This window comes from Hymenobacter sp. J193 (assembly GCF_024700075.1).
GTDB lineage: Bacteria > Bacteroidota > Bacteroidia > Cytophagales > Hymenobacteraceae > Hymenobacter.
The window spans coordinates 1,026,159-1,049,758 of record NZ_JAJONE010000001.1; the positions used below are offsets into that span (position 1 = coordinate 1,026,159).

A 23,600-nucleotide genomic window follows, 5' to 3' on the forward strand; every position below is an offset into this window, starting at 1 on the left:
GCCGAAAATCGTTTCATGCACCTAAACCTTATTGACACCAATCCCGAAGTAGCCGACGCTTGGCAGCAAGTTTTTGCTGATGTCCCGCAGGTCACCGTCCGCCACGCTTCCATCTTCGACCACCCTGCTGACGCCATTGTCAGCCCCGCCAACTCCTTCGGTTTTATGAACGGCGGCATCGACTTCGCCATATCCAAGCATTTGGGCTGGCACCTGGAGAAAGACCTGCAGCGTGTTATTCGCGAGAAATACTACGGAGAGCTGCTGGTGGGCCAGGCCGAAATCATTGAAACCGGCAGCGTCCTGTTTCCCTATCTGATATCGGCGCCCACTATGCGCACGCCCATGACCATCACGCGTGGGCCCAACGTGTACCAGGCCATGAAGGCCATCCTGCTTTTGCTGCGCTACGGACGGCTGAGTACGGGTGAGCCAGTGGCCGAAAAGGTACAGACCATAGCCATTCCGGGGCTGGGCACCGGCGTAGGGCAAGTGCGCCCGTTTGTGTGTGCCCGGCAGATGCGCATAGCCTGGGAAGACGTACAGCACGAGAAGTACGCTACTAAAGCTGGCTGGGAGGAACTGCGCTCCAATTATGCCTACCTCTACACCCACGACCCGCGCGACCTGAAATATCCTATTCCCTAGCCATGCCCACTGCTGCCGACCTGTTGGCCCGCATTCACTCCCTTGCCGACCCTCCACGAGCTGTAGCGGTAGCACGCTTTTTCCAGACCGGGCCGGGGCAGTATGGCGAGGGCGACCAGTTTCTGGGGCTGCCCATGCCCCAGCAGCGGCAGCTGGCGCGGAAATTTCGCGGCCTGCCCATGGCAGAGGTAGAGCAGTTGGTGCAGAACCCCTGGCACGACTGCCGCTCCGTGGGCCTGATCATCTGGACGCTACAGTTTGCCAAGGCGGGCCCGGCTGGAAGGCAGGCCGTCTACGAGCGGTACCTGCAAAACCGGGGGTTCATCAACAACTGGGATTTGGTCGACATCACCTGCCCAACTATTGTGGGCGGCTACCTGCTTATGCAGGACCGGGCGCCGCTATACGAGCTGGCGGCGGAAAACCACCTCTGGAGCCAGCGCATGAGCATTGTTTCCACGCTGGCCTTCATTCGCCAGGGCCAGTTTGCCGACACGTTTGCCCTGGCCGAGCAGCTCCTCTCCTACCCTCACGACCTGATTCACAAAGCCACGGGCTGGATGCTGCGGGAAGTGGGCAAGCGCAACGAGGACGCCCTGGAAGAATTTCTGGCCGACCACGCCCCGCAAATGCCCCGCACTATGCTGCGGTACGCCATCGAAAAGCTGCCAGCAGCGCGGCGCCAGTACCACTTGCAGACCACAAAAAAGACCCGCTAACGTAAGCTAGTGGGCCTTGCCGGAAAAGCCAGGCGCTCATCCGTTTTATTGGTTCAGCTTATCCATTCAATACGTGGTTTTTATTGCTGGCTGGCTTTGAACAGCTTCTGCTTTTCTTCCTTCGACAGGCTTTCGTAGCCGGAGCGGGAAATCTTATCCAAAATCAGGTCAATTTCGTCCTGAGCGGGTTTGCGGGGGCCAGTGGCTTTGGCAGCCGGCTCGGCAGGGCGGCTGCGGTGCGTCACGCGCAGGTTGGGGCGGCCCGTTACCAGGCGGCCTACCCAGTCGCCGACGGCCTGCACGGGGCGGCCCAGGTCACGGCCACGCTGGAGCTGCTTGATGAAGAAGTATCCGAGAATGGCTCCGCCGATGTGGGCAATGCCCCCACCTGGGTTGCCCTGGTTGATGGCAATAACCGAAATCAGGATAGTGAAGGCCGCTATGTACTTGATGCGCACCGGCCCCACCAGAATCAAACTGAACGTGTACTCCGGCAGCAGCGTGGCCGCACCCATGACAATTGCCGTCACGGCTGCCGAGGCGCCCAGCAATGGCGTACCCGCCACGGCATAGGGCCGCAGTGTGGGCAGCAGGTTGAACGCCAGCACAAACACCAGCCCACCAACCAGTCCACCAAGGATATACAAGCTTACCAGCCGCCGGTCGCCGAGGTATTCGCGAACCAGCGCCCCAAACCAGTACAGATTGAGCAGGTTGAACAGAATGTGGAAAAAGCCTTCGTGGGTGAAAGCGTAGGAAAGCACCGTCCACGGATGGCGCACCAGGGAGGGCAGGTCGGAGGGCAGCACGAATTGCCGCAGCACATTCCCGAAGTACCCCTGGAAGCCGGAAAGCCACAGAATAGCCTTCACCAGCACCAGGAAAACGAAAACCAGCACATTAATCAGCAGCAGCTGATTGAGCGCATTGTCGCGGCGGCTGAACGCGGTGCGGATGTCTTGAACTATACTCATGGGTGGGCAGGCAGTAGAAACAGGCATCGGGCCGCAGTTAGATACCGCGTCGTTCCCAGACTTTTAACACGATGAACCCAATCAGCATTCCGCCAAGGTGCGCGAAATGGGCTACGTTGTCGCCGGGTGTGGGATGTACCCCTTTCCAGAGGGAGTACGCGGAGAACAGGAAAACGTAAAGCCAGATGCTGATGGGGATAGGTATCGGAAAAATAAACATCTTCTGGTTCGGAAACAGGTACGCCAGGGCGAATAATATTCCGAACACAGCTCCGGAAGCTCCCAGCATGCCGCTATTGGGGCTATCCATCACCTCCATATAGATACTATCGATGGTCTGGGTGGCACTATCGATCAGCCGCTGGTCGTCCGGGGTTTTCTGCATCTGCCGGGCTACGGGCGCGTACGAGTCGCCGGCCTGGGGCAGGTGTTCCCGGAAAAAATCGGCAAAACCCACGCCCGAAGGCTGCTCGTGGAAGGCAAGTCGGCTTTCGTTCATTTCGCGCAGCTCGTAGTAGCGCACGCCCTCATAGATGAAGCCCGCCCCGAGGCCGCAGATCAGCCAGAAGGTGATAAACTTTTTTCCGCCCCATTCATCTTCCAGCGAAGCCCCAAAAAACAGCAGGGTAATCATGTTGGAAAACAGGTGACCCAATCCATCGTGCAGGAACATGTACGTCACGAACTGCCACGGATACAGCAGCGCCGACCCAATGGGGTGCAGGGAGCCATACACAGTAAGCAGCGGAAACATGCCCTGCAGGAAAAACAGGGCTACATTGACGAGGATAAGATTCCGGACGGCCGGCGTGAGTCGAAACATAGACGGGGAAACGAAGAGAAAAGACGCGGGTTGTACGGAGCCCTGGGCGGACCGGCCGCCAAGGTATCAGGCGCGCCGGAAAAAATCCTGCAGCTGGCTTAGCTCCAGCATTACCAGCGTGCGGCGGCCGTCGGGCGCGTAGTTGGGCACCTGGCAGGCAAACAGCCGATCCACGAGGGCGTTCATTTCCACCTCCGAGAGGCGCACCTGTCCGGCGCTGCCGGCCAACCGCCGGGCCAACGCCCGGGCCACCTGCTCCCGCCGGTCCAGCTTCACCGGGCCGGCGTGGGTCCGAAACTGCTCGATAAGACCTTCCAGCAACTCCTTTTCGTGGCGGGGGGGCACGTCGGCCGGAATGCCTTCCACGGCAATGGTGTGCTTGCCAAACTCCGAAAACCGAAAGCCCAGCGCCTGCAATGTTTCCGTGAGCTCCAGCAGCACGGCAAAATCCTGGGGCGTGAACGTAACGGTGCGCGGAAACAGTAGGGTCTGGGAAGCGCCGGTTTCGCGCTCCAGCTCGGCCGCGTACTGCTCGTACAGGATCCGCTCCCGCGCCGCCACCTGGTCAATCAGCATCAGCCCCGACTTCACCGGCACCAACAGGTACTGCTGATGCACCTGCAGCACCTTATGCCCTGGCCCGCCCGTGTCGCGCAAAGGTAGCTCGCGGGGCGGGGGCGGCCTCCGGCGCTACCAGTAGCTCCGGAGGCACAGCCTGCGCTGCCGTGAAAGCCACCGCCGAGGGCACCAGCACGCCCTTGGCCGTAGCTTCGTGCTCCACGTCGGGCACGCTCAGCTGGCCCAGGGTTTTATAAAATTCCTCCAGCTCGCGCTTGGCCTGCTCCGTGGGCCGGGGCGGAATCTGCCGCTCGTAGGCATCGGGGCGGGCTCCTTTGTCGCGGGGAGTGGCCTTGCCGCCGGCAGCACGGGCAGCGGCCGAGGCCAGCGCGTCGCGGGGCGCATCATCGGGGTCGAAAGAGCTTCGCTCGTTGCCGGAAAGGCGCAGGGGTTGGATGGGCGCGAAGTTCACATCCCCCTCAAAATCCAGGGAAGGCGCCATGTTGTGCAGCCCCAGACTTTGCTTCACGGCAGCCCGCACGATGGCGTACACGGTCTTCTCGTCCTCAAACTTGATTTCCGTTTTGGTGGGGTGCACGTTGATGTCGATGGTCTTGGGGTCGAGCTCCAGAAACAGCACGTAGAAGGGGTGCGTGTCCTTGGGCAACAGGCCCTCGTAGGCCGTAAGCACGGCGTGGTTCAGGTAAGCCGAGCGGATAAAGCGGTTGTTAACGAAAAAGAACTGGTCGCCCCGGCTTTTCTTGGCAGCGGCCGGCTTGCCAATGAATCCGCGCACGGCAATAAACGGCGTCACTTCCTCCACCTGGGCCAGCTGTTCCTTGTAGGAGTTGCCGAGCACGGCCACAATGCGCTGGCTGAGCTTGCCGGCGGGCAGGCTGAACACTTCCAGGTCGTTTTGGTACAGGGAAAAGCCGATCTGCGGATTGGCCAGGGCCACGTGCTGAAACTCGTCCAGAATATGGCGCATTTCCACCGCGTTGCTTTTCAGAAAATTACGCCGCGCCGGCACGTTGAAAAACAGGTTCTTCACGCTGATGCTGGTGCCATCGGGGCAGGCCACGGGCTGCTGGCTGCTGATCTGGGAGCCTTCCACCAGCAGCAGGGAGCCGGTATCCTGGGCGCGCTGCTTGGTGCGCAGCTCCACCTGGGCCACGGCGGCAATGGAGGCCAGCGCCTCGCCCCGGAAGCCCAGCGTGCGGATGCGGAACAGGTCGTCGGTGGTGCGGATTTTGCTGGTGGCGTGGCGCTCCAGGCTCATGCGGGCGTCGGTGGGGCTCATGCCGGCTCCGTTGTCGACCACCTGCACCAGCTGCTTGCCGGCGTCCTTCACAATAAGCTGCACCTGGGTAGCGTTGGCATCAACGGCGTTTTCGAGCAGTTCCTTCACCACCGAGGCCGGCCGCTGCACCACCTCGCCGGCGGCAATCTGGTTGGCCAGGTATTCGGGAAGAAGCTGAATAACGTCGGGCATCGCAAAAGAAAACTAGGCTTGAAAATGAACCGGTTACCGAAAAAAATTCAACTGGCACGATATTCAACGCGTCCAGCGCCGGGAAATAATCCGTAAGTTTGCGGTCAGCCTGTACCCGTCGGGTATCGGTCGGAGGCCCGATTCAGGGCAGTGAGAAGAGCATTGACCGGGAACTTCAGCCCTCGGGCCGAAGGGGTAGCCGCCGCCCCGGCGGGAACTTTTCAGTGCTGGCAAAAGTAGGGGTATTTCCGCTCGCATTCAATTGTAGGCCAACTTAACGGGAGTAGATGTTAAAGGATTTTCGGATTAGGCTCTTACTGGTTTTTCTCGCCTTTACGGGTCTAATCATTTCATCTTCTGCCCCTAAGGACAAGGACATCCGGCCGGCCAGCGCGGCTGAGCAGTCGTGGGTAGATAGTGTGTTCACCTCCCTCACCCCCGACCAGCGCCTGGGCCAGCTGTTTATGGTGGCGGGCTACTCCAACAAAGACCGCAAGCACGCCCAGTACCTGGAGTTCCTGATCAAGAACTACAACATCGGGGGCGTGATGTTTCTGCAGGGCGGGCCACGTCGTCAGGCTCAGCTTACCAACCGCCTGCAGTCGGCCGCGCAGGTGCCGCTGCTCATTGCCATGGATGCCGAGTGGGGCCTGGATATGCGCCTTGACTCCAGCATGCACTTCGCCAAGCAGATGACGCTGGGCGCCACCGACGACGACCAGGACGTGTACCAGATGGGCCGCGAAATTGCCCTCAAGCTCAAAACCCTGGGCGTGCACGTGAGCTTCTCGCCGGTGATGGACGTGAATTCCAACCCGTCGAACCCCGTGATTGGCAACCGCTCCTTTGGCGAAAGCAAGGAGGACGTGGCTAAGCTGGGTGTGGCCTACGTGCGCGGCCTGCAGGACCACGGCATCATTGCCGTAGCCAAGCACTTTCCCGGCCACGGCGACACCGACACAGACTCCCACGTGGCCCTGCCGGTTATCAACACCGACATGGCCCGCCTGGCCAACGTGGACCTCTACCCCTTCCAGAAATCATTTGAAGCGGGCGTGATGGGCGTGATGGTGGCCCACCTCTACATGCCGCTGTTTGATACGCTCCGCACGCAGTCTACCACCCTTTCGCGCAACCTCGTGACGGGGCTGCTGAAGGAGAAAATGAACTACAAAGGACTGGTATTTACCGATGCGCTCAACATGAAGAGCGTAACGAACCTGTACAAGCCCGGCGAGCTGGACGCGCTGGCCCTTATGGCCGGCAACGACGTGCTGCTGTTTTCGGAAGACGTGCCGGTGGCCGTCCAGAAAATAAAAGAAATGATGGCCGCCAACCGCATTTCCCAGGAAGACGTGGACTACCGGGTGCGCAAAATCCTGCGGGCCAAGTACTGGGCCGGCCTCAACCGCTATCAGCCCATCGACGTGCCGCATTTGGTGGAAAACCTGAACCGGCCGGTCAGCCGGGCTGTGCAGCAGGGTATCTACGAGCACGCCATTACCGTGGTCAAAAACCAGGACGACCTGCTGCCCTTCCACCGCCTCGACACGTTGCGCATGGCTTCCATTGCCATTGGCTCCCCGGCCGGCAACGTGCTGGGCCAGACGATGGGCAACTACCTTCCCTGCGCCACCTACGCCGTACCCAACCGCTACGCCCCCGACTCCACCTTCGATAGGCTGGTAAGCCGCCTGGCGCCTTACAATACGGTGGTGGTAAGTTTGCATAACATGAACAACACGCCCAGCCACAACTACGGCCTGGGTGAGGGCGCTTTACGCTTTATCCAGCGCCTGCAGGCCAATCCGCGCCAGAAAGTGGTGGTGGTGGCCTTAGGCAATGCCTACGCGCTGAAATACCTGGAAAACGCTCGTACGCTGGTGTGCGGCTACGAAGACAATGCAGCTTCGCAACTGGTTGTTCCGCAGATTCTATTTGGGGCTCTGCCGGCTAAAGGCCAGCTGCCCGTTACGGTTTCGGAAGCGCTGAAAGCTGGTACCGGCCTGCCTACGCCCGACTTCCGCCGCCTGCGCTACGGCACGCCCGAGAGTGTGGGTATGGACTCGAAAATTTTGGCCCAGATCGACAATATTGCCCTCGAAACGGTGGCCTACGCGGCCTCGCCTGGCGGCCAGGTGCTGGTGGCCAAAGACGGCGTGGTGGTGTACGAGAAAAGCTTCGGCTACACCACCTACGACAAGGCTAACGCCGTGACCAGCTCCACCCTCTACGACATTGCCTCGGTGACAAAGGTGGCCGGCACGCTCCAGGCCATCATGTACCTGAAAGATCAGGGCAAGCTGAACCTCGACGCCAAGCTGTCGGACTACCTGCCCGAGCTGAAGACATCCAACAAAAAGGACATGGTGGTGCGCGACGTGCTGCTGCACCAGGCCGGCCTCAAGCCAGGTATTCCGTTCTGGGAGCGTACTGTCACGAAAACCGGCCTCAAGCCTACTTTCTACGCCAGCACCCGCACCGACGCGTTTCCGCGGGAGGTAGTGCCGGGTACCTACAGCACCAAGTCGGCGGAGGACTCCATGTGGGTGTGGACGGTGCGCTCGGGCCTCTTGCCGAAAGTGAAAGGCAAGTACCCCGCCGAGTACAGCGACCTGAGCTTTATCGTGCTCAAGCGCCTGAGCGAAAAGCTGCTGGGGCAGCCAATAGAGAAGTTCCTACAGGAAAATTTCTATGGCCCACTTGGTCTGGCTACGATGACCTACCACCCGCTGGATAAATTCCCTAAATCCTGCATTGCGCCCACCGAAAACGACACCTACTACCGCCATACGCTGGTGCAGGGTACCGTGCACGATCAGGCCGCGGCTATGATTGGGGGCGTGAGTGGCCACGCGGGCTTGTTCTCGAATGCCAACGACTTGGCTATTCTCATGCAGATGAACCTGCAGAATGGCCGCTACGGCGGGCAGCGCTACTTCCAGAGCCCGGTAGTAGCCGAGTTTGCCCGCTCCACGGAAGCCGGCAACCGCCGCGGCCTCGGCTGGGACCACGGCGACCCGAGCAAGCCCGAAGGCCCCACCAGCAACCTCTCCCCCGCCAGCACCTTTGGCCACACCGGCTTCACAGGCACCTGCGTGTGGATGGACCCCGAAAACAAAATCGTGTATATCTTTCTTTCCAACCGGGTGTACCCCGATGCCGGCAACAACAAGCTGCGCCAGCTCAACATCCGCACGCGCATCCACGACGTCATTTACAAGTCCTTACAGAAAACATGATCTGTTGTCCGGCATTTCCGTTTCAATGATTCCGCATCGGCGGTAAGGCGTTTTTCAAAACGACTTGCCGCCGATTTTTTGTAGCTCCTGCTACCACTAGTGCTTGTCCCTCCCTTTTCTCGCCGCGTTTTTGTTTAAGTGAAGACGCCTGCTAACCATTACGCTCCATGAACATTGGCATTGTCTGCTACCCCACCTTCGGCGGCTCCGGCGTAGTAGCCACCGAATTAGGCAAAGCCCTGGCCCTGAAAGGCCACCGCGTGCACTTCATCACCTACAGCCAGCCCGTACGGCTCGACTTCTTCAACGAGAACCTGTTCTACCACGAGGTGTTCGTGCCGGCGTATCCGCTGTTTCAGTTTCCGCCCTACGAGTTGGCACTGGCCTCTAAAATGGTGGACATTGTGCAGAACGAAAAGCTGGATGTACTGCACGTGCACTACGCCATTCCGCACGCCTCCGCCGCGTTTATGGCCAAGCAGATTCTGCTTTCCAAAGGCATCCGCGTGCCGGTCATCACTACGCTGCACGGCACCGATATTACCCTGGTGGGCAAGGATGCCAGCTACGAGCCGGTGGTTACCTTCAGCATCAACCAGAGCGACGGGGTAACGGCGGTTTCGGCGGATCTGCGCAAGGAAACCTACGAGTACTTCGCCATTGAGAAGGACATCGAGGTAATTCCAAACTTCATCAACCTGGAGCGTTTCCGCAAACAGGACAAAAGCCACTTCCGCGCCGCCATTGCCCCCGACGGCGAGAAGCTGCTGATTCACACCTCCAACTTCCGCTCGGTGAAGCGCGTGGAAGACGTGGTACGCATTTTCGACGGGGTGCGCAAGCAGGTGCCGGCCAAGCTGCTGCTGGTGGGCGACGGACCCGACCGGCCCCGCATCGAAAAGCTCTGCCGCGACCTGGGCCTTTCCAGCCACGACGTGCGTTTTCTGGGTAAGCTTGAAGCCGTGGAGGAAGTCCTGAGTGTGTCGGATCTGTTTCTGATGCCTTCCGAGAAGGAAAGCTTCGGGCTGGCGGCGCTGGAGGCCATGTCGTGCGAGGTACCTGTCATCAGCACCAACGCGGGCGGTATTCCCGAGCTGAACGAGCATGGCCTCACGGGCATGGTCAGCAACGTGGGCGACGTGGCCGATATGGTGCAAAATGCCCTCTACGTGCTGGCCGACGAGAACCTGCCCCGCTTTAAAGCCGCCGCCCGCGCCCACGCCGAGTTGTTTGCCACCAGCAAGATTGTGCCCATCTACGAAGCCTGCTACCAGCGCGCCATCGACTCAGTAATGGCCAATGTGTGAATGTGTTAATGCGGTTGAATGTGCTGATGTGCTAATGATGTACTAATAATGAACAACGTGTCATTGCGAGCAGCGCGAAGCAATCCGTCCTCTGAAATGTAACCAACGTTCTTTTACCAGAAAGCCCCTGACGTCCGTGCTGGCGTCAGGGCTTTTCACATTTCAGGGCTTCACGCGTTGCGCAGGACGGATTGCTTCGCTTTGCTCGCAATGACACGTTGCTCATGCACTAGCACATCAGCACATTCAACCACATCAGCACATTCTCTCACATTAGCACATTTTAAAACAGGCTGGCGGCTTCGCGCTTTACGGCTAGCAGGGCTTGGGCCGTGGGGTCGTTTTCATCCACCATCATATTTTCGAGGATGCGCTTGGCTAGCTCGGTGCCGCGGGCCTGCTGGGGCGTGGGCAGGGCGTGGTAGGCGCGGTTTACCATCGTCAGCACGTTTTCCTTGGCCTGCTTCACAAGGTTCCAGACTTCGGGGCTCATGTAGAGCTGCTGGCTGAGGTTGTGCTCAAACTCCGAGCGAATTTCCTGCTGCAGCAGGCGGTGGTAGTCGGCAGCAGTCTGGCCGGCACTGCTCAGGCGCACCAGAATGTTGTTGGGCGTGATGCGCTCCAGCAGCAACGTCACCCGCTCATAAGCCTGCAGGCGCAGGGGCAGCGTGGTTTTGCTGGTTTCGAGGCGCATTTCGATGAGGCGGCGCTGCTGCTCTTTTTCCAGATGCTGCTGCACTAGCCAGATGATAGCGCCGCCCACAATAACGGCCGGCAAAATAATTTTCAGCAGATCAAAAACGTACGCGGAGGTATCCATCCGAGGAGAAGTAGCAGGAAATTGTGAAAAATCGGGAGTAGAGTGCCCGGCAAAGATATACGGTGAACCGCCGGGGCCGGCTGCGTGTTAATGCTGAAAACCGGGTTCTGGCGCGGCAGCTTCCGGCTTCGTATCTTTGCCGCCTACTTTCCTAACGCTGACACTCCTATGGCAACCGCCACGAAACTTGCTCCCATCAACCTCACGCCCCGGGCGCTGGAAGAGGTGAAAAATATTCTCCGCGAGAAGAACGTCCCGGCCGAATATGGCCTGCGCGTGGGCGTGCAGGGCGGCGGCTGCTCGGGCCTGAGCTACCTGTTGGGCTTCGACAAACCCAAGGAACAGGACGAGACCTTCGACCTGGACGGGGTGCGGCTCGTGATGGATAAGAAGCACGCCATGTACGTAATGGGCATGGAAGTTGACTTCCAGGATGGCTTGAATGCCCGCGGCTTCATCTTCAACAACCCCCAGGCTAAAAGCACCTGCGGCTGCGGCTCGTCCTTCTCCGCGTAAGCACTTCTCTTGAGTTTTGCATAAGTAAGAAGCCCCGGCAACTTTGGTTGCCGGGGCTTCTTACTTATGCCGTTGCATTGCTTTATTGCAACAGTACACGCTTTACAATTTGTGCGTTATCTGATTGAATAATGACTAAATACAGACCAGGCTTGTAGTCATCCCACGTAAACGTTGTGTGGTCTGTACTAAGCGAATTGATCTGTACAGAAGCAATCAGGCTACCTACCGCCGAATACACTCGCACAGATTGTATATCGAAATTCGCTTTGGACCAGTCGACCGTCACAACTCCGCGGGATGGATTTGGATAAAGCACTACCGCTTCCTGATTGGACAGTGCGGTAACCTTGAAGGGTTGAGAAACTATACTTCTTCCTCCCACACCTGCCACAGTGAAATTACCCGTACTCGCCCCCCGGGGAATCCTGAATTTCAGGCTGTTCGCGCTGGCTTGCAGCACCGGTATAGCTTCATTGTTTAACAGCAGCGTATCTAGTTTCTCATCTATGCTGTAGTTAAAGCCACTAAGGGTTACTTCTGTACCAACAATACCTTCTGTTGGTTGGAAACTTATAGGCCTAGGGGCTGGCAGAAAGACGAAGTCATTATCTGCCGTAACTTGGCCGCCCGGAGTTTTAATCCACACGTTGCCCGACTGGCCATTGGCTGGTACCTGAACACGCAAAGCTGTAGGTGTAGCCATTTTAACTTCTGCCATAACTCCTCCAAGCGTTACTGTGTTTCGGGTTGAATTTTCCGAGAAGTTAGTTCCTGTTAGAGTAATTATGCTTCCAGCTTTTCCTTTGTAAAAGGAGTCGACAGAAAGTGTTGGTGGGTACCAAACGTTAAAAGCGCTTTTACTTTCTATTTCTCCTCCCAGTGTTTTCACTACTACTTTCCCTGATTTTGCCCCATAAGGTACCTGCACTTGTAAGGAGCTGGTGCTGGCGCTCATAATAGTGGCAGGTATCCCATTAAATAGTACTGTATCCTGCTCAGCCTTTTCGGAGAAATGTGTTCCAGTAAGTAGCACCGTACTACCTGGTACCGCTTCCGCTGGCGTGACGGTAGCAAGTGTAGGTTGCTGATATACTGTAAATGCTTCTAAACTTTGAGTATGCCCGTCGGGGGTTTGTAACTGAATGGAGCCGGAAGTAGCTCCAAATGGCACGCGCACTTGCACCTTGTTAGCGTCAGCACTTACTACTGTAGCCCGATTACCATTAAATTTCACCTGATTGCCGGCCGTGGTAGCCGCAAAGCGGTGCCCGGTTAAGGTTACAATAGAGCCAGCGCGGCCAGCAAAGGGACTAATAGCCAGGAGTTGCGGCGTGGCTAAAATCTCGGTGTAAGCTACTTGACTTTGAGCCGTAACGGTAGCTGGCACATCATAAATGCGGTTACTTGTGAGGTTAGTGCGTACTGGGGAATTATAATCGAAAAATATATCAGCCTCATTTTCGATAAGCGTTTTATCAGCTAAATCTGCTTTAGGACGAATAGAAAACTGAACGAACCCTTGGCTGGCCGCAGGATGATGTGCGCTATCAGGAAGTTGAATATCATCGAAGGTGAAGCTTAGCGTCGGCTGCCCTTTACCCTGAAGCTCGTAACGATATGGGTGAGACGCGCCTTCCAGTTGCAAGGTACTGATATCAAGATCCGTGGCTAACGTATCAATTACTTTTACCTGATATGCCACATCAGTGCCAGTATTCTGAAAGCGAATGCGGTAGCGAAGCGAAGCATTACGAGGTGTATAGTGCTGTTCAGAAATTCCGGCGGGTATCACCAGCTTGTCGTTCGGATCAAAGGAATCTACAATAGCCTGACAATCTTCTTTTACCTCGGCACTGTTGTTATCAGGAGGGAAAGCGGCTAGTGCAGCGCTAGCACGGCCTACAGTCCGTAGTGCGGGTATTTCCAGCGTGGCGCTGGCAATTGCTGAACCAGGGTGGCCAGGTGGCTGATCGGCTTCTACCCGCACTACAGCTGTAGTAGCAGGCACGCGCAATACCACACTATCTCCGGCCGCCAAAGAAATATGGTGCCGCAACGCCAGATCGGTATCAGCAAATACGCGTAGTGCCAAGCTATCCTGTGTAGCTGCTTTACCGACGTTGCGTACCACAAAGCGGGTTTGCTGGTCTGGCAGCGCTAAACCTTTTACTGTCAGTGAGGCTGCTCCGCTGCCAGATGATGTCGGGTACGTATTAGGAGGCGTTATCCACGCTTTGGTACAAACGGTGAGTCCGCGCAGGCTTTCATCGCCACACACCACCGAATCCTGTATAATAATACTTCCCTGCTGACCAGGCGCTAGCTTTCCAACAGAAAACACATATTGCCCGGCCGCGTTTTGCTCATAAGGTAAGCCGGCAGAGATAAAGACCACTTGCGGTGGCAAAGCTACCGTCACATAGGCCGCAGCTGAAGCGGCATAGCCCTGATTGCTATACGATACCGTAGTCACGTTGCGAAAGCACCGACGGCGGCGATTTGCAGTAATCTGTACTGACAGCGAAGGTGAGTCTGTGACCTTATTGCCAAATGAAGGCCCCGTGGCGGTTTGTAAGTATTGGTTGAGAACAACTGCTTGGGCAACGGTACAGGTTGGCCGGATTTCCCGCCCAATTTCTGCTTGGGGGGTAATTTGCTGCACTATATAACGGCCAGTATCTACGGCTACGATGTAACGGCCATTCTGGTCCGACACGCCATAATACGGACCAGCTTTAACTACTATGTTAGGCAGAGGTAGCTCGCCAGTATCCTGTTGACAGTTACTATTTTTATCCTGATATACTAGACCAATTATAGTATTGGAAAGATAAGTCGTATTAGTGTTGCCATACACGTCGATAATATTAGAACCGCGTGTAATAGCAACCAGAAATGTTCCGCGTGTATTCACCGCTAAGCGGTCAGTGCCCATACTGATTAGCGTAGCGTCTTTGCTCCCCGGCCTATACACCCTCATGCCTACTTCTCCGCGGTTGCCGTTTACATATAGATTTCCAATTGCATCTACACCCAGCCCTACTTCACAATTCTGAGTAGGAGAGGAATCTTCTGGAATTGTTTCTGGTCCATAGGCTCGTAGCAGATTACCGCCTGGCGAAAACTTCTGCACTCGCCGACCGTCATAATCCGCCACGTACACGTTTCCGCCCAGATCTACTGTCACAGCTTCCGGAATCCACACCTGCCCTTTTCCTTTACCCCACGTGCCAATGGAAGCTACCAGCACACCTTGCTTGTTAAGCTTCCGTACACAGCCCCCATAATAATCGGTCAAGTATAGGTTTCCTTGAGCATCTACCGCCAAGTCCGTGTATAGATTATGCCCAATAACTGGCGGCGTATAATCCTTGACAAACTTTCCCTGCGAATCAAATTTGCGAATCAAGTAGTTGCTTCCTGAACTGTTGGCGTTATAGTCAGACAGGGTGTATAAGTTACCTAAAACATCCAGGCAGATAGATAAGATATTTTGCTGTTGTTGGTCAGCGCCTATTTCCGCAAGTTTTTCTCCCTTTGATGAGTATTTCAGTAAGTGGCCGCTCGTGAAAGTGTAATTATAACAGTAAAAATTACCCTGCTCATCTACCGCTACATCACCGTACGACGAGGTATGCCCCCACTCATCCAGCACGGCACCTTCCGAGCTAAGCTTGAGAATTTTGCTTCCACCTCCATGCGATGGAGATGTGACAATGAAATTTCCCTGAGAATCCAGCGCCATAGCCGGCTTTGTCTCATGCAGATTACCCTGATCCAGAAAACCAACGTGGTTGCCCTGCTGGTCAAATTTCTCAATTCGGGAGTAGCGAAGAGTCGATACATAAAGCATCCCGTGCCCATCTATCAGCACGTGTTGAATATCATCCTGAATCTCGTTCTGAAACTCGAAACTGGTCTTAACCTGACCCTGAGAATCCAGTGTAAAAACGGAAAAGTCCTCGCATACAGCGTAAAAAACACCTTCCTTATCTACAGTACCAGCCACTATGTGTTGGGGGTATTTAGTCAGCTGGTGCTGATATATCAACTTACCTGTGCTCGATACTTTCTGGAACAGATTATTACCATCAACTAAATAGGCATTGCCTGACTCATCTACCGTCAACAAGTTTACCTCTCTATACCTCTTGGAGTCTGGGTCTGCGCTGTATTGCGTTATTAATTTACCTTCTGAGCTAAACTTGTATATACTATCGACAGCTGCTTCACTGCTGGATATATATACATTACCGTATTTATCTACTCCGAAGGAAGTCGCTCCTCGCGTGTTTGTCTTATTCTGCGTTTTTATAGTGCGCAAATATTGGCCTGTCGGACTCAACTTGATTATCTGCCCGAACTCTAGAACGTAGATATTATCTTCTCCATCCACCGCAACATCTTGCGGAAAATTGAGGGGTACACCTATGCTATGCTGTAATGTAAAAGAAGGCACCTGCGCTTGTGCGATAATAGCAAGCAGGAAGAACCATAACCCAAGTAAAAGTTTAAGCATATGTCTGTAATGATTAGATGAAGGTTAACACAAAGATATAGTTTCAAGCCAGACCGGGATAATGGCATTTGACGCGTGGGCCTAAGCTACCTGCTGGGCTTCGACAAGCCCAAGGAACAGGACGAAACTTTCGACCTGGACGGGGTTAGGCTGGTGATGGATAAGAAGCACGCTATGTACGTAATGGGCATAGAAGTCGACTTCCAGGATGGCCTGAATGCCCGCGGCTTCGTCTTCAACAACCCTCAGGCTACAAGCACCTGCGGCTCATCCTTCTCGGCGTAAGCACTTCTTTTGGGTTTTTGTATAGTTTCCGGAAAGCCCGATGCCATTAAGGTATTGGGCTTTTTCACTTTAGCATCTACCAGATTCGGCGTAGCTGCATTACTATTAAACCAACCAATGGCATGGCTATAAACAGAAACGCTTGATTGAAATGCAACTACTGTAAATAGTGCCGATTATTAACATTCCGTGGCCCAACGAACGTCCCTTTCGGAGTCAATAGAATTGATAGTATAAATAAGGTCACACAGACATAACTACCTACAAGTACATAGTACATAAATGGATTCACAAGCTGTAAGCAAAACAGCAGGCATAGAGTCAAAAGCCCAACGGCGTTGAAGAATAAATTCAGCTTTATGCATAACAAGCCCAATTGCTCGGAAATAGATTGTCCTATCATATAGTAAGTGGCTTTAATACGTCTTCGTCATGTCAGCCGGGACCACCAGCACGAAATCTGCTTTCTGTAGATTTTCCTTGTCCAGCTTCTGGAGCTGCTCCTGCGACACGGTGCTGATGGTGCGGATGCGGAGGGCAGGCTCAGCCTGGCGCAGGTACCACACAATACCGTCGTGGTTGTCGGAGTGGTAGCTGCCGTTGAGGTGGAGCAGAAGTTGGCCGGGCTGGCGGCTTTGGCGGATGAAGTAAGCCATGGTAGCATCTTTCAGGGCCTGAGCCTGGATTATGTTCTGCACGCCAGCGGCATGGGCGGCATCGCCGCCAAACATCTTGGCCATGTTGGCGTAGCCGGGCAGCGCGAAATCAACCGTAACAGGCAGTGGGGCCAACCAGGCTTTTTCTTCGGCGGGCAGGCTTTCCAGCGCTTTCAGACCGCCTTTGGCCACCTGGGAGGCGTAGCGGCGGGGCGCATTGGTGCCCACCACCGCAAACTTCTGCTGGCGGGCCAGATGGAGCAGGGGTTTGTAGTCGGTGGCGTAGTTGGGCCAGGGGCGGCTTTGCTCCTCGAAGGCCTGGTCGGTTAGCTCGCGGGTGTTGTACTGCTGCACCAGCGGCTGCACGTCGCGCTCAAACATTTCGAGGCCCAATACAAACTGCCCGCTCTTGCGCTGCGCCAGCTCTTTGGCTACCTGCAGCTCCAGCCAGTGCGCCAGCGGGTCGTTGTGCTGCTCCCCGAACAGGACCAGCTTCGGCGCCGGCCAGCTCCCGCAGCATCTTGTCGAAGCTTACGGACTTGCCCTCGGCCGTGAACAGGTGGTAGGCCGGCCGGTCTTGTGCCGACGCGCCGGGTGCCAGCAGTAGCAACAGCATCAGTACCCTTAGCAGGTGCCCAAAGGAAGCGTGCTTAATCATCCCAATCACTGTCACCATCGGCGCTGGGGCCTACACCGATGCCCCAGTAGGGCGAGCAGGTGACCTGCGCCCCAGACGTACTGCTCAATGTTTCGGTATCGTACACCACCCCGTTCACCAGCATATCCAGCTTCAGGTAGCTGCCCGGGCGGGGGTGCGTGGCGGCATCGCAGGTGGCGGTTCGCAGCGCAATGGTGGCCAGCACGTCGTCGTACACGCCAAACTCGCCCAGCTGGTAGGTGGTATCGGCCGCAGCGGCGTAGGTGTAGTGGCCGCTGGGGCCGGCCTGGGGGTTAGTGAGGGTACTGCGGGTAGATACGTAGTGCATTTCGGCGCCTAGGCCGGACAGGTTTTCGCCTTTTACGCGTAGGGCCACCGTAAAGCGGGTGGCGTCTTCCAACTCGTCCAGCTTATCCTGGCAGGCGGCCAGCGGCAGCAGCGCCAGCCACAACCCTAATCGGGGTAGGTTTTTGAACATAGCAGTTTACCTTGTGGGTGGGGCAAGATACGCGTTCCGGCTCAGCCTGAACGGGCACTTGGGTGTACACGTATTTTCCGGTTTTCAAAAATACGTGTACAGTTGCCGCCGCCCGGGTGTACACGTATTTTTGAAAACCGGAAAATACGTGTACAGAACCCGTTGATACGCCTCACGCAGGAGTTTGTGTGAACGATGTAGAGACGCGACACTTCGCGTCTCGTCGTTGAACGGCCGTAGCCGCGCCGGCTAAACAACATTAGCAACGACGAGACGCGAAGTGTCGCGTCTCTACATCAACCAGATTTTCGCCCGGCTTGCTCCATAGCTTCACACCTAAGCTTCCGCAGTTGTACATCTATTATTTTCCGGAAACTGAAAACGCATGTACAAGCAGCGGCAAAACGTTGTACAGCTGTTTTTGCTGAAACAGCTGTACAAGCGAAGTATGTGCAAGGAAAGCAACCCGGCGTCAGCAAAAAGCCCAGCAGCTGCGGGCTACGGGGCTTTTTACCGGAATCAGGTCGCACATTAGCCTTTATAGAACAGCCACTTCGACAGCTCGCCGTAGGTTACTTTCTTGCCGTACATGAGGATGCCCACTCGGTAGATGCGCCCGGCCAACCAGATAGTACCCAGGAAACCGGCAATAAGCAGCAGCATGGATACGGCCAGCTGCCACATCGGCACGCCCCCAAATGGCAGGCGCATCATCATGGCAATGGGCGAGGTAAACGGAATCATCGACATCCAGACGGCTACCTGGCCGTTGGGGTTGGTGGTCAGCACGGCCTGCGACACCACGAAGGTGAGCACCAGCGGCATGGTCACGGGCATCATAAACTGCTGGGTGTCGGTTTCGCTGTCCACGGCCGAGCCGATGGCCCCGAACAGGGCACCATAGAACAAGTAGCCGCCGAGGAAGTAAAACAGGAAGCAGGCGGCAATCAGCGCGATATTCAGGTTGGCATCTTTGCCGGACTGAATTAGCTTAGCCATGAAATTATCGTCTTTGGCGGCCTTCTTATCGGCTTCTGTCTGGGGGCGAACCACGGCGGTGGTACGGTTTACGCGCTCCTGCGCTACCTTCTCAGGACTTACAGAGCCAATTGCTACGGCACCTATACCATACGACAGCACAACCCACAGGGCCAGTTGGGTGAAGCCCACGCCGGCAATGCCCAGCACCTTGCCCATCATCAGCTGGAAAGGCTTCACCGAGGAAATAACCACCTCCACGATACGGTTGGTTTTCTCCTCCATCACCCCGCGCATAATCTGCACGCCGTAGATGAAGATGAAGATGTAAATCAGGAAGCCGGCCGCGTAAGCAATAGCGGTGCTGATGCCCGTGCTGGAGCTTTTTTCACCTTCGTCGCTCAGGCTTACGGTCTGCAGGTCCACATCCACCTTCAGCTTGTCCAGCACGGCGCGGTCGATGCCGGCGGCCCGCAGGCGCTGGTTTTCAATAGCCGTATTCACGGCGCGGTTAATGTCGTTTTCCAGAGAAATACCCAGGCCCTTGCGGGAAAAAACCTGGAAGCCGGTTGGATTGGCAACATCCAGCTTAGGCACGTACAGCAGCGCATCGTACTTGGCTTTTTTAAACTCTGCCTTGGCAGTAGGCAGGTCGGCCGATACGCGGGTGAAGCTGATATCGTCCTTGGCCTCGGGCAGTTTATCCGTGAACAGCCCCCCGGCATCGGCTACGGCTACCACCTTGCCGTTATCCGACATCGTGGCAATGAGCACCGGCACGGCAAACAAAGCCATAGTAAGCAGCGGCCCCAGTAACGACATGATGATGAAGCTCTTTTTGCGCACGCGGGTCAGGTATTCGCGCTGGGCAATCAGCCAGATTTTAGACATAGCTCAGGAGTTGAGGTCGGTTGAGAGAGGAAAGACGTTGGGGCAGCATTAGGCGGGCATCGAGTCGGTTTCGGGCACGTAGTCGGGGTGGGTTTCGCGCACGCGCCGAATAAATATTTCGTTGATACTTGGAATCTGCTCCCGGAAGGCCTGCACCTCCACCTGCCCCGCCCCGATGAGGTAGCGCAACAGGTCGTTGGGCTTGCCGTGCACAATGCGGATGCGGGCGTAGAAGTGGCCATTTTCGCGCTCCTTCTGCTCTATTACTTCAAAGTCGGGGTGGATGAGCAGCAGCTTGCCGGTTCCTTCCACCTCGTAAGTCTGGCTGCGGTAGGCGTTGCGCACGTCGCTCACGCGGCCGTCCAGTACTTTCTGGGAGCGGTTGATGAGGGCAATATGGTCGCACATTTCTTCTACCGACTCCATGCGGTGCGTGGAGAAAATGATGCTGGTGCCCTCGCTACGCAGGCGCAGGATTTCGTCCTTGAGCAGGTTGGCGTTGATGGGGTCGAAGCCGGAGAAAGGTTCGTCGAGAATGAGCAGCGCCGGGTCGTGCAGCACGGTAGCAATAAACTGTATCTTCTGCTGCATGCCCTTGCTGAGGTCCTCCACGTTCTTATCGGCCCAGGTCTTGATGTCGAAACGCTCCAGCCACCGCTTGATTTTGGTGGTAGCATCGGCCTTCGACAAGCCCTTAAGCTGGGCCAGGTAGAGCAGCTGCTCACCCACTTTCATCTTCTTGTAGAGGCCGCGCTCCTCGGGCAGGTAGCCAATCTGGCCGACGTGCGAAGGATTTAGCGGCTCCCCGCGAAACAGAATCTGGCCGCCGTCGGGGCCGGTAATCTGGGTGATGATGCGAATCAGGGAAGTTTTGCCGGCTCCGTTGGGGCCCAGCAGCCCGAAGATGGAGCCTTCGGGCACTTCCAGGCTCACACCGTCGAGGGCCGTGTGGTTGGCGTACTGCTTGCGTACGTCCTGAACTTGTAGAATTGGTTTCACAGCGCAGAAAGGCAAAAGAGGTGAGGGTTGTGGTGTAATATTACAGGATACGGGCGCAGACCGGGTAGAAATTCCAACCAAACGGTATTGCGGCGGGGTTGAACGGGCCGAAAACAACCCTGAACCGCAGGCCCGCACTGCTCATCGTTCCACGGTTTCCAGCTCGCGCAGCGTAGCTTCCAGCTGGTCGAGGTACCGGCCGTAGCGCTGCTGCTGCTGCCAACGCTCGTGGTAGAGAAGTCCAACAATCAGGGCTACCAATGCCAGGGCCAATGCCAGCGTCGGAACCCAGTCGATGGTGCCCGCCCGCAGGTTTGCCAGAATAACCGCCTGCTGGCTGTACACCACCGTCAGCACTATTGTCGTCAGGAACGCCATACCACCGTATCCCTTGTTCCGCATCAGCGTCCGCAGCTGCCGGATCGACTGCCGGATGTGGCCGTAGGTGCTACCGTCACCCACCTGTAGCTGCCGGATAATTTTGCGCTGCCGGTAGGCATACCACGATATAAAGAGAATCATCAGGGCCACTACCACATCCAGCAGCACCAGCGTGTTGCCCTGGAAGTGCCGGCGGCTCAGGTTCGTAAAATTGGCCACGTTGAAGATGATGACCATCAGCACCAGGCGCTGTTCGCGGCGCGCATGGCGCGTCATCTCACTCAGGGGCGTATCGGGTTGGGAGGCAAGCATGGCTTCGAGTTTTTGGTGAGTCAGGGTTGGTTCGGAAGCGGCGGCGGGCTGCTGCCAGCGGCGGCGGAGGTCGTCGAGTTCCATCAGGCAAGTTGAGTCAGGAGGTGGCGGAGCTTATCCTGCACGCGGTGCATTTTCACGCGCACATTGTTCTGGGTGATGCCGAGGATGTCGGCCATTTCCTCATAGGTGCGCTCTTCCAGGTAGAGCAGCACGAAGGCCCGCTCCACGTTGGAAAGCTGCCCGATGGCGCGGTAGAGCTGGGCCAGGTCGTCGGCATCGGGCCCATCGGGCGGCGGGGCCGGCAGGTCCGGCGGGGCCGCCGCACCGAGGCGGTCTGGCACCGGCGCGCGGGTGCGGCGGCGCAGATCGGTAATGGCCACGTTCAGGGCTACGCGGTAGAGCCAGGTACTTACTTTGGTGTCGGCGCGGACCTCATAGCGCGGCCAGGCCCGCCACAACTGCAGCACCATTTCCTGGTAGAGGTCCTGGCGGTCGTCGGCATCGGGGCAGTACAGGCGCGCTACCCGCTGCAGCAGGGGCTGGTACTCGTTGAGCAGCTTGAGAAATTCCGGCGCCGGGGCAGCAGACATACGGTAGGTAAGTTTGCTGCATATATCGGGGCTTTGGCGGCGGCATTACAGACCGCCGGAAAAATATTTCTCAGCCGCTGTTCTTTATCAATACTTAGAGCTTATTCCGGAGAAATTTCTGAATAGGGTACAAGTTTGGAGCTTATTCTAGAATTTCTCCCGAATAAGCTCCAAACCCACACGCACGAATAGGCCTGCCCTCCCCTATCGGTAGAGAGGGAGCCTGATTAGAAAAATGTGCAATACTCACGAAACCACTCTGGATGCTGGTACACCGAAGCAGTACAGATGCTTCGGCTGTGCGGACGCCAGATGAAGCATGACGGTTACTGTAGTAGTATACCCGTTACCGAGTAGGGTGCGGGGCTTGTCCCCGCCCATCGTTGACCAATAGAGGTCATCATTCAACGACGGGCGGGGACAAGTCCCGCACCGTACTTTCTGATAGTTCCGGCACACGAAAAAGCCCGCCCTCCCCTATCAGGAAAGGCGGGCTTAAGAATAATCGTCCACAAAATCCGCGTAATCCGAAAAATCCGCCGGAATCCGTGGTTCTCGTCTACTGGAAATACTCCTTCACACGCTCAAAGAAGCCCTTTTCGTTTTTGCCAGGGTTAGGCGTGAAGTTGCGGGCGTCGCGCAGCTTTTCGAGTAGCTCCCGCTCCTCGTTGGTTACGTTCTTGGGCGTCCACACGCTGAGGTGGATCAGCTGGTCGCCGCGGCCGTAGCCGTTCAGGTCTTTGATGCCCTTACCGCGCAGGCGCAGAATTTTGCCCGGCTGGGTGCCCGGCTCCACCTTTATCTTCACCTTGCCTTCGATGGTGGGCACCTCCAGATTGGCGCCTAGGGCCGCATCCACGAACGAAATGTACTGCTCGAACATGATGTTGTTGCCGTCGCGCTTGAGCGTTTCGTGCGGCTCCTCCTCAATCTGAATGAGCAGGTCGCCGGGTACGCCGCCGCGCTCCGGGAAGTTGCCTTTGCCGTTCATGCTCAGCTGCATGCCCTCGGCCACGCCCGCCGGAATGTTGATGGGAATAACTTCCTCGTGCAGCTGGCGGCCTTCGCCGTGGCACACGTCGCACTTGCTGGTTACTACTTTGCCTTCGCCCTCGCAGGTGGGACAGGTAGAAGCACTTACCATCTGGCCCAGCATGGTTTGTACCACGCGCTTCACCTGCCCTTGCCCCTGACAGGTCTGGCAGGTTTTGAGGTCGGTGCCGTTTTTGGCGCCGGTGCCGGAGCAGGTGTTGCAGGCTACGTAGCGCTTCACCTTGATTTTCTTCTCCACGCCGTTGGCTACCTCTTCCAGGTCCAGCTTGAGCTTGATGCGCAGGTTGGAGCCTTTGCGCACGCGCCGGCCGCCCTGACCACGGCCGCCCCCGAAGAAGCCCTCGAAGCCGCCGCCCCCGAAAATGTCGCCGAACTGGGAGAAGATGTCCTCCATGTTGGGGCCGCCCCCGTTGCCGCCCATGCCCTGATGGCCGTACCGGTCGTAGCGGGCGCGCTTCTGCTCGTCGCTGAGTACCTCGTATGCCTCGGCCGCCTCCTTGAACTTGTCTTCGGCGGTAGGGTCGTCGGGGTTTTTATCGGGGTGATACTTGATGGCCACCTTGCGGTAGGCCTTCTTTATCTCGTCGCCCGAAGCGTTTTTGGCTACGCCCAGTATTTCGTAAAAATCTCGCTTCGTTGCCATGTTCTTAAGTCACTGTCGGTCATGCTGAGCTTGCCGAAGCATCTCTGCAGTT

Annotated in this window: 17 protein-coding genes and 1 pseudogene; 6 read left to right on the top strand and 12 right to left on the bottom strand. The window is 56.6% G+C overall.

The genetic code is table 11. From position 1 onward, the window contains the following. Positions 1-15: 15 nt before the first annotated feature. Positions 16-648 (top strand): macro domain-containing protein, encoded by a 633-nt coding sequence (locus tag LRS06_RS04405; RefSeq protein WP_257870367.1) that lies wholly within the window; start codon positions 16-18, stop codon positions 646-648. Positions 649-650: 2 nt separating this feature from the next. Further along, positions 651-1,367 carry a DNA alkylation repair protein gene (locus tag LRS06_RS04410; RefSeq protein ID WP_257870368.1) on the top strand — a complete coding sequence of 239 codons (717 nt, stop codon included), beginning with the start codon at positions 651-653 and terminating at the stop codon, positions 1,365-1,367. Positions 1,368-1,447: 80 nt separating this feature from the next. Here the strand turns inward: LRS06_RS04410 and LRS06_RS04415 are convergent, their stop codons facing one another. From LRS06_RS04415 to mutL, 3 genes and pseudogenes are all read right to left on the bottom strand, one after another. After that, positions 1,448-2,341 (bottom strand): rhomboid family intramembrane serine protease, encoded by an 894-nt coding sequence (locus LRS06_RS04415; protein WP_257870369.1) that lies wholly within the window; start codon positions 2,339-2,341, stop codon positions 1,448-1,450. Positions 2,342-2,378: 37 nt separating this feature from the next. Next, positions 2,379-3,164 carry a rhomboid family intramembrane serine protease gene (locus tag LRS06_RS04420; protein ID WP_257870370.1) on the bottom strand — a complete coding sequence of 262 codons (786 nt, stop codon included), beginning with the start codon at positions 3,162-3,164 and terminating at the stop codon, positions 2,379-2,381. A 66-nt stretch (positions 3,165-3,230) separates the two neighbouring features. After that, a pseudogene (gene mutL, locus LRS06_RS04430) lies at positions 3,231-5,214 on the bottom strand (DNA mismatch repair endonuclease MutL). 287 nt (positions 5,215-5,501) lie between these two features. Here mutL and LRS06_RS04435 point away from each other — a divergent pair. Further along, entirely contained in the window at positions 5,502-8,456 is a 2,955-nt protein-coding gene (locus LRS06_RS04435) for a glycoside hydrolase family 3 N-terminal domain-containing protein (protein WP_257870373.1), read from the top strand. Between the two features lie 167 nt (positions 8,457-8,623). Then, the gene (gene bshA, locus LRS06_RS04440; RefSeq protein ID WP_257870374.1) at positions 8,624-9,763 is read left to right on the top strand and encodes an N-acetyl-alpha-D-glucosaminyl L-malate synthase BshA; all 1,140 of its coding nucleotides are present in this window, start codon (positions 8,624-8,626) and stop codon (positions 9,761-9,763) included. Positions 9,764-10,046: 283 nt separating this feature from the next. Here the strand turns inward: bshA and LRS06_RS04445 are convergent, their stop codons facing one another. Continuing rightward, positions 10,047-10,583 carry a hypothetical protein gene (locus LRS06_RS04445; protein ID WP_257870375.1) on the bottom strand — a complete coding sequence of 179 codons (537 nt, stop codon included), beginning with the start codon at positions 10,581-10,583 and terminating at the stop codon, positions 10,047-10,049. Between the two features lie 168 nt (positions 10,584-10,751). Here LRS06_RS04445 and LRS06_RS04450 point away from each other — a divergent pair, with 168 nt between their 5' ends. After that, positions 10,752-11,099, top strand: coding sequence for an iron-sulfur cluster assembly accessory protein (locus LRS06_RS04450; protein WP_196953314.1), 348 nt, complete (start codon positions 10,752-10,754; stop codon positions 11,097-11,099). 82 nt (positions 11,100-11,181) lie between these two features. Here the strand turns inward: LRS06_RS04450 and LRS06_RS04455 are convergent, their stop codons facing one another. Further along, complete coding sequence (locus LRS06_RS04455) at positions 11,182-15,621, bottom strand: IPT/TIG domain-containing protein (RefSeq protein WP_257870376.1); 4,440 nt, start codon at positions 15,619-15,621, stop codon at positions 11,182-11,184. A 75-nt stretch (positions 15,622-15,696) separates the two neighbouring features. Here LRS06_RS04455 and LRS06_RS04460 point away from each other — a divergent pair, with 75 nt between their 5' ends. After that, positions 15,697-15,906: an iron-sulfur cluster assembly accessory protein gene (locus LRS06_RS04460; RefSeq protein ID WP_257870377.1), complete on the top strand. Its 210-nt coding sequence runs from the start codon at positions 15,697-15,699 to the stop codon at positions 15,904-15,906. A 416-nt stretch (positions 15,907-16,322) separates the two neighbouring features. Here LRS06_RS04460 and LRS06_RS04465 read toward each other — a convergent pair whose 3' ends face one another. From LRS06_RS04465 to dnaJ, 7 genes are all read right to left on the bottom strand, one after another. Then, on the bottom strand, positions 16,323-17,054 hold the full coding sequence (locus LRS06_RS04465) for a ChaN family lipoprotein (RefSeq protein ID WP_308239924.1): 732 nt from the start codon (positions 17,052-17,054) through the stop codon (positions 16,323-16,325). 158 nt (positions 17,055-17,212) lie between these two features. Continuing rightward, a complete protein-coding gene (locus tag LRS06_RS04470; protein WP_257870378.1) occupies positions 17,213-17,698 on the bottom strand; it encodes a hypothetical protein in 486 nt (161 codons plus the stop codon). Between the two features lie 531 nt (positions 17,699-18,229). Continuing rightward, the gene (locus tag LRS06_RS04475; protein WP_257870379.1) at positions 18,230-19,567 is read right to left on the bottom strand and encodes an ABC transporter permease; all 1,338 of its coding nucleotides are present in this window, start codon (positions 19,565-19,567) and stop codon (positions 18,230-18,232) included. 48 nt (positions 19,568-19,615) lie between these two features. Further along, entirely contained in the window at positions 19,616-20,566 is a 951-nt protein-coding gene (locus LRS06_RS04480; RefSeq protein WP_257870380.1) for an ABC transporter ATP-binding protein, read from the bottom strand. Between the two features lie 141 nt (positions 20,567-20,707). Next, positions 20,708-21,343 (bottom strand): hypothetical protein, encoded by a 636-nt coding sequence (locus LRS06_RS04485; protein WP_257870381.1) that lies wholly within the window; start codon positions 21,341-21,343, stop codon positions 20,708-20,710. Beyond that, positions 21,343-21,852 carry an RNA polymerase sigma factor gene (locus tag LRS06_RS04490; RefSeq protein WP_257870382.1) on the bottom strand — a complete coding sequence of 170 codons (510 nt, stop codon included), beginning with the start codon at positions 21,850-21,852 and terminating at the stop codon, positions 21,343-21,345. Before LRS06_RS04490 ends, LRS06_RS04485 begins: the two co-directional genes overlap by 1 nt. A 559-nt stretch (positions 21,853-22,411) precedes the next feature. Next, positions 22,412-23,548: a molecular chaperone DnaJ gene (dnaJ, locus tag LRS06_RS04495; protein WP_257870383.1), complete on the bottom strand. Its 1,137-nt coding sequence runs from the start codon at positions 23,546-23,548 to the stop codon at positions 22,412-22,414. Positions 23,549-23,600: the final 52 nt, after the last annotated feature.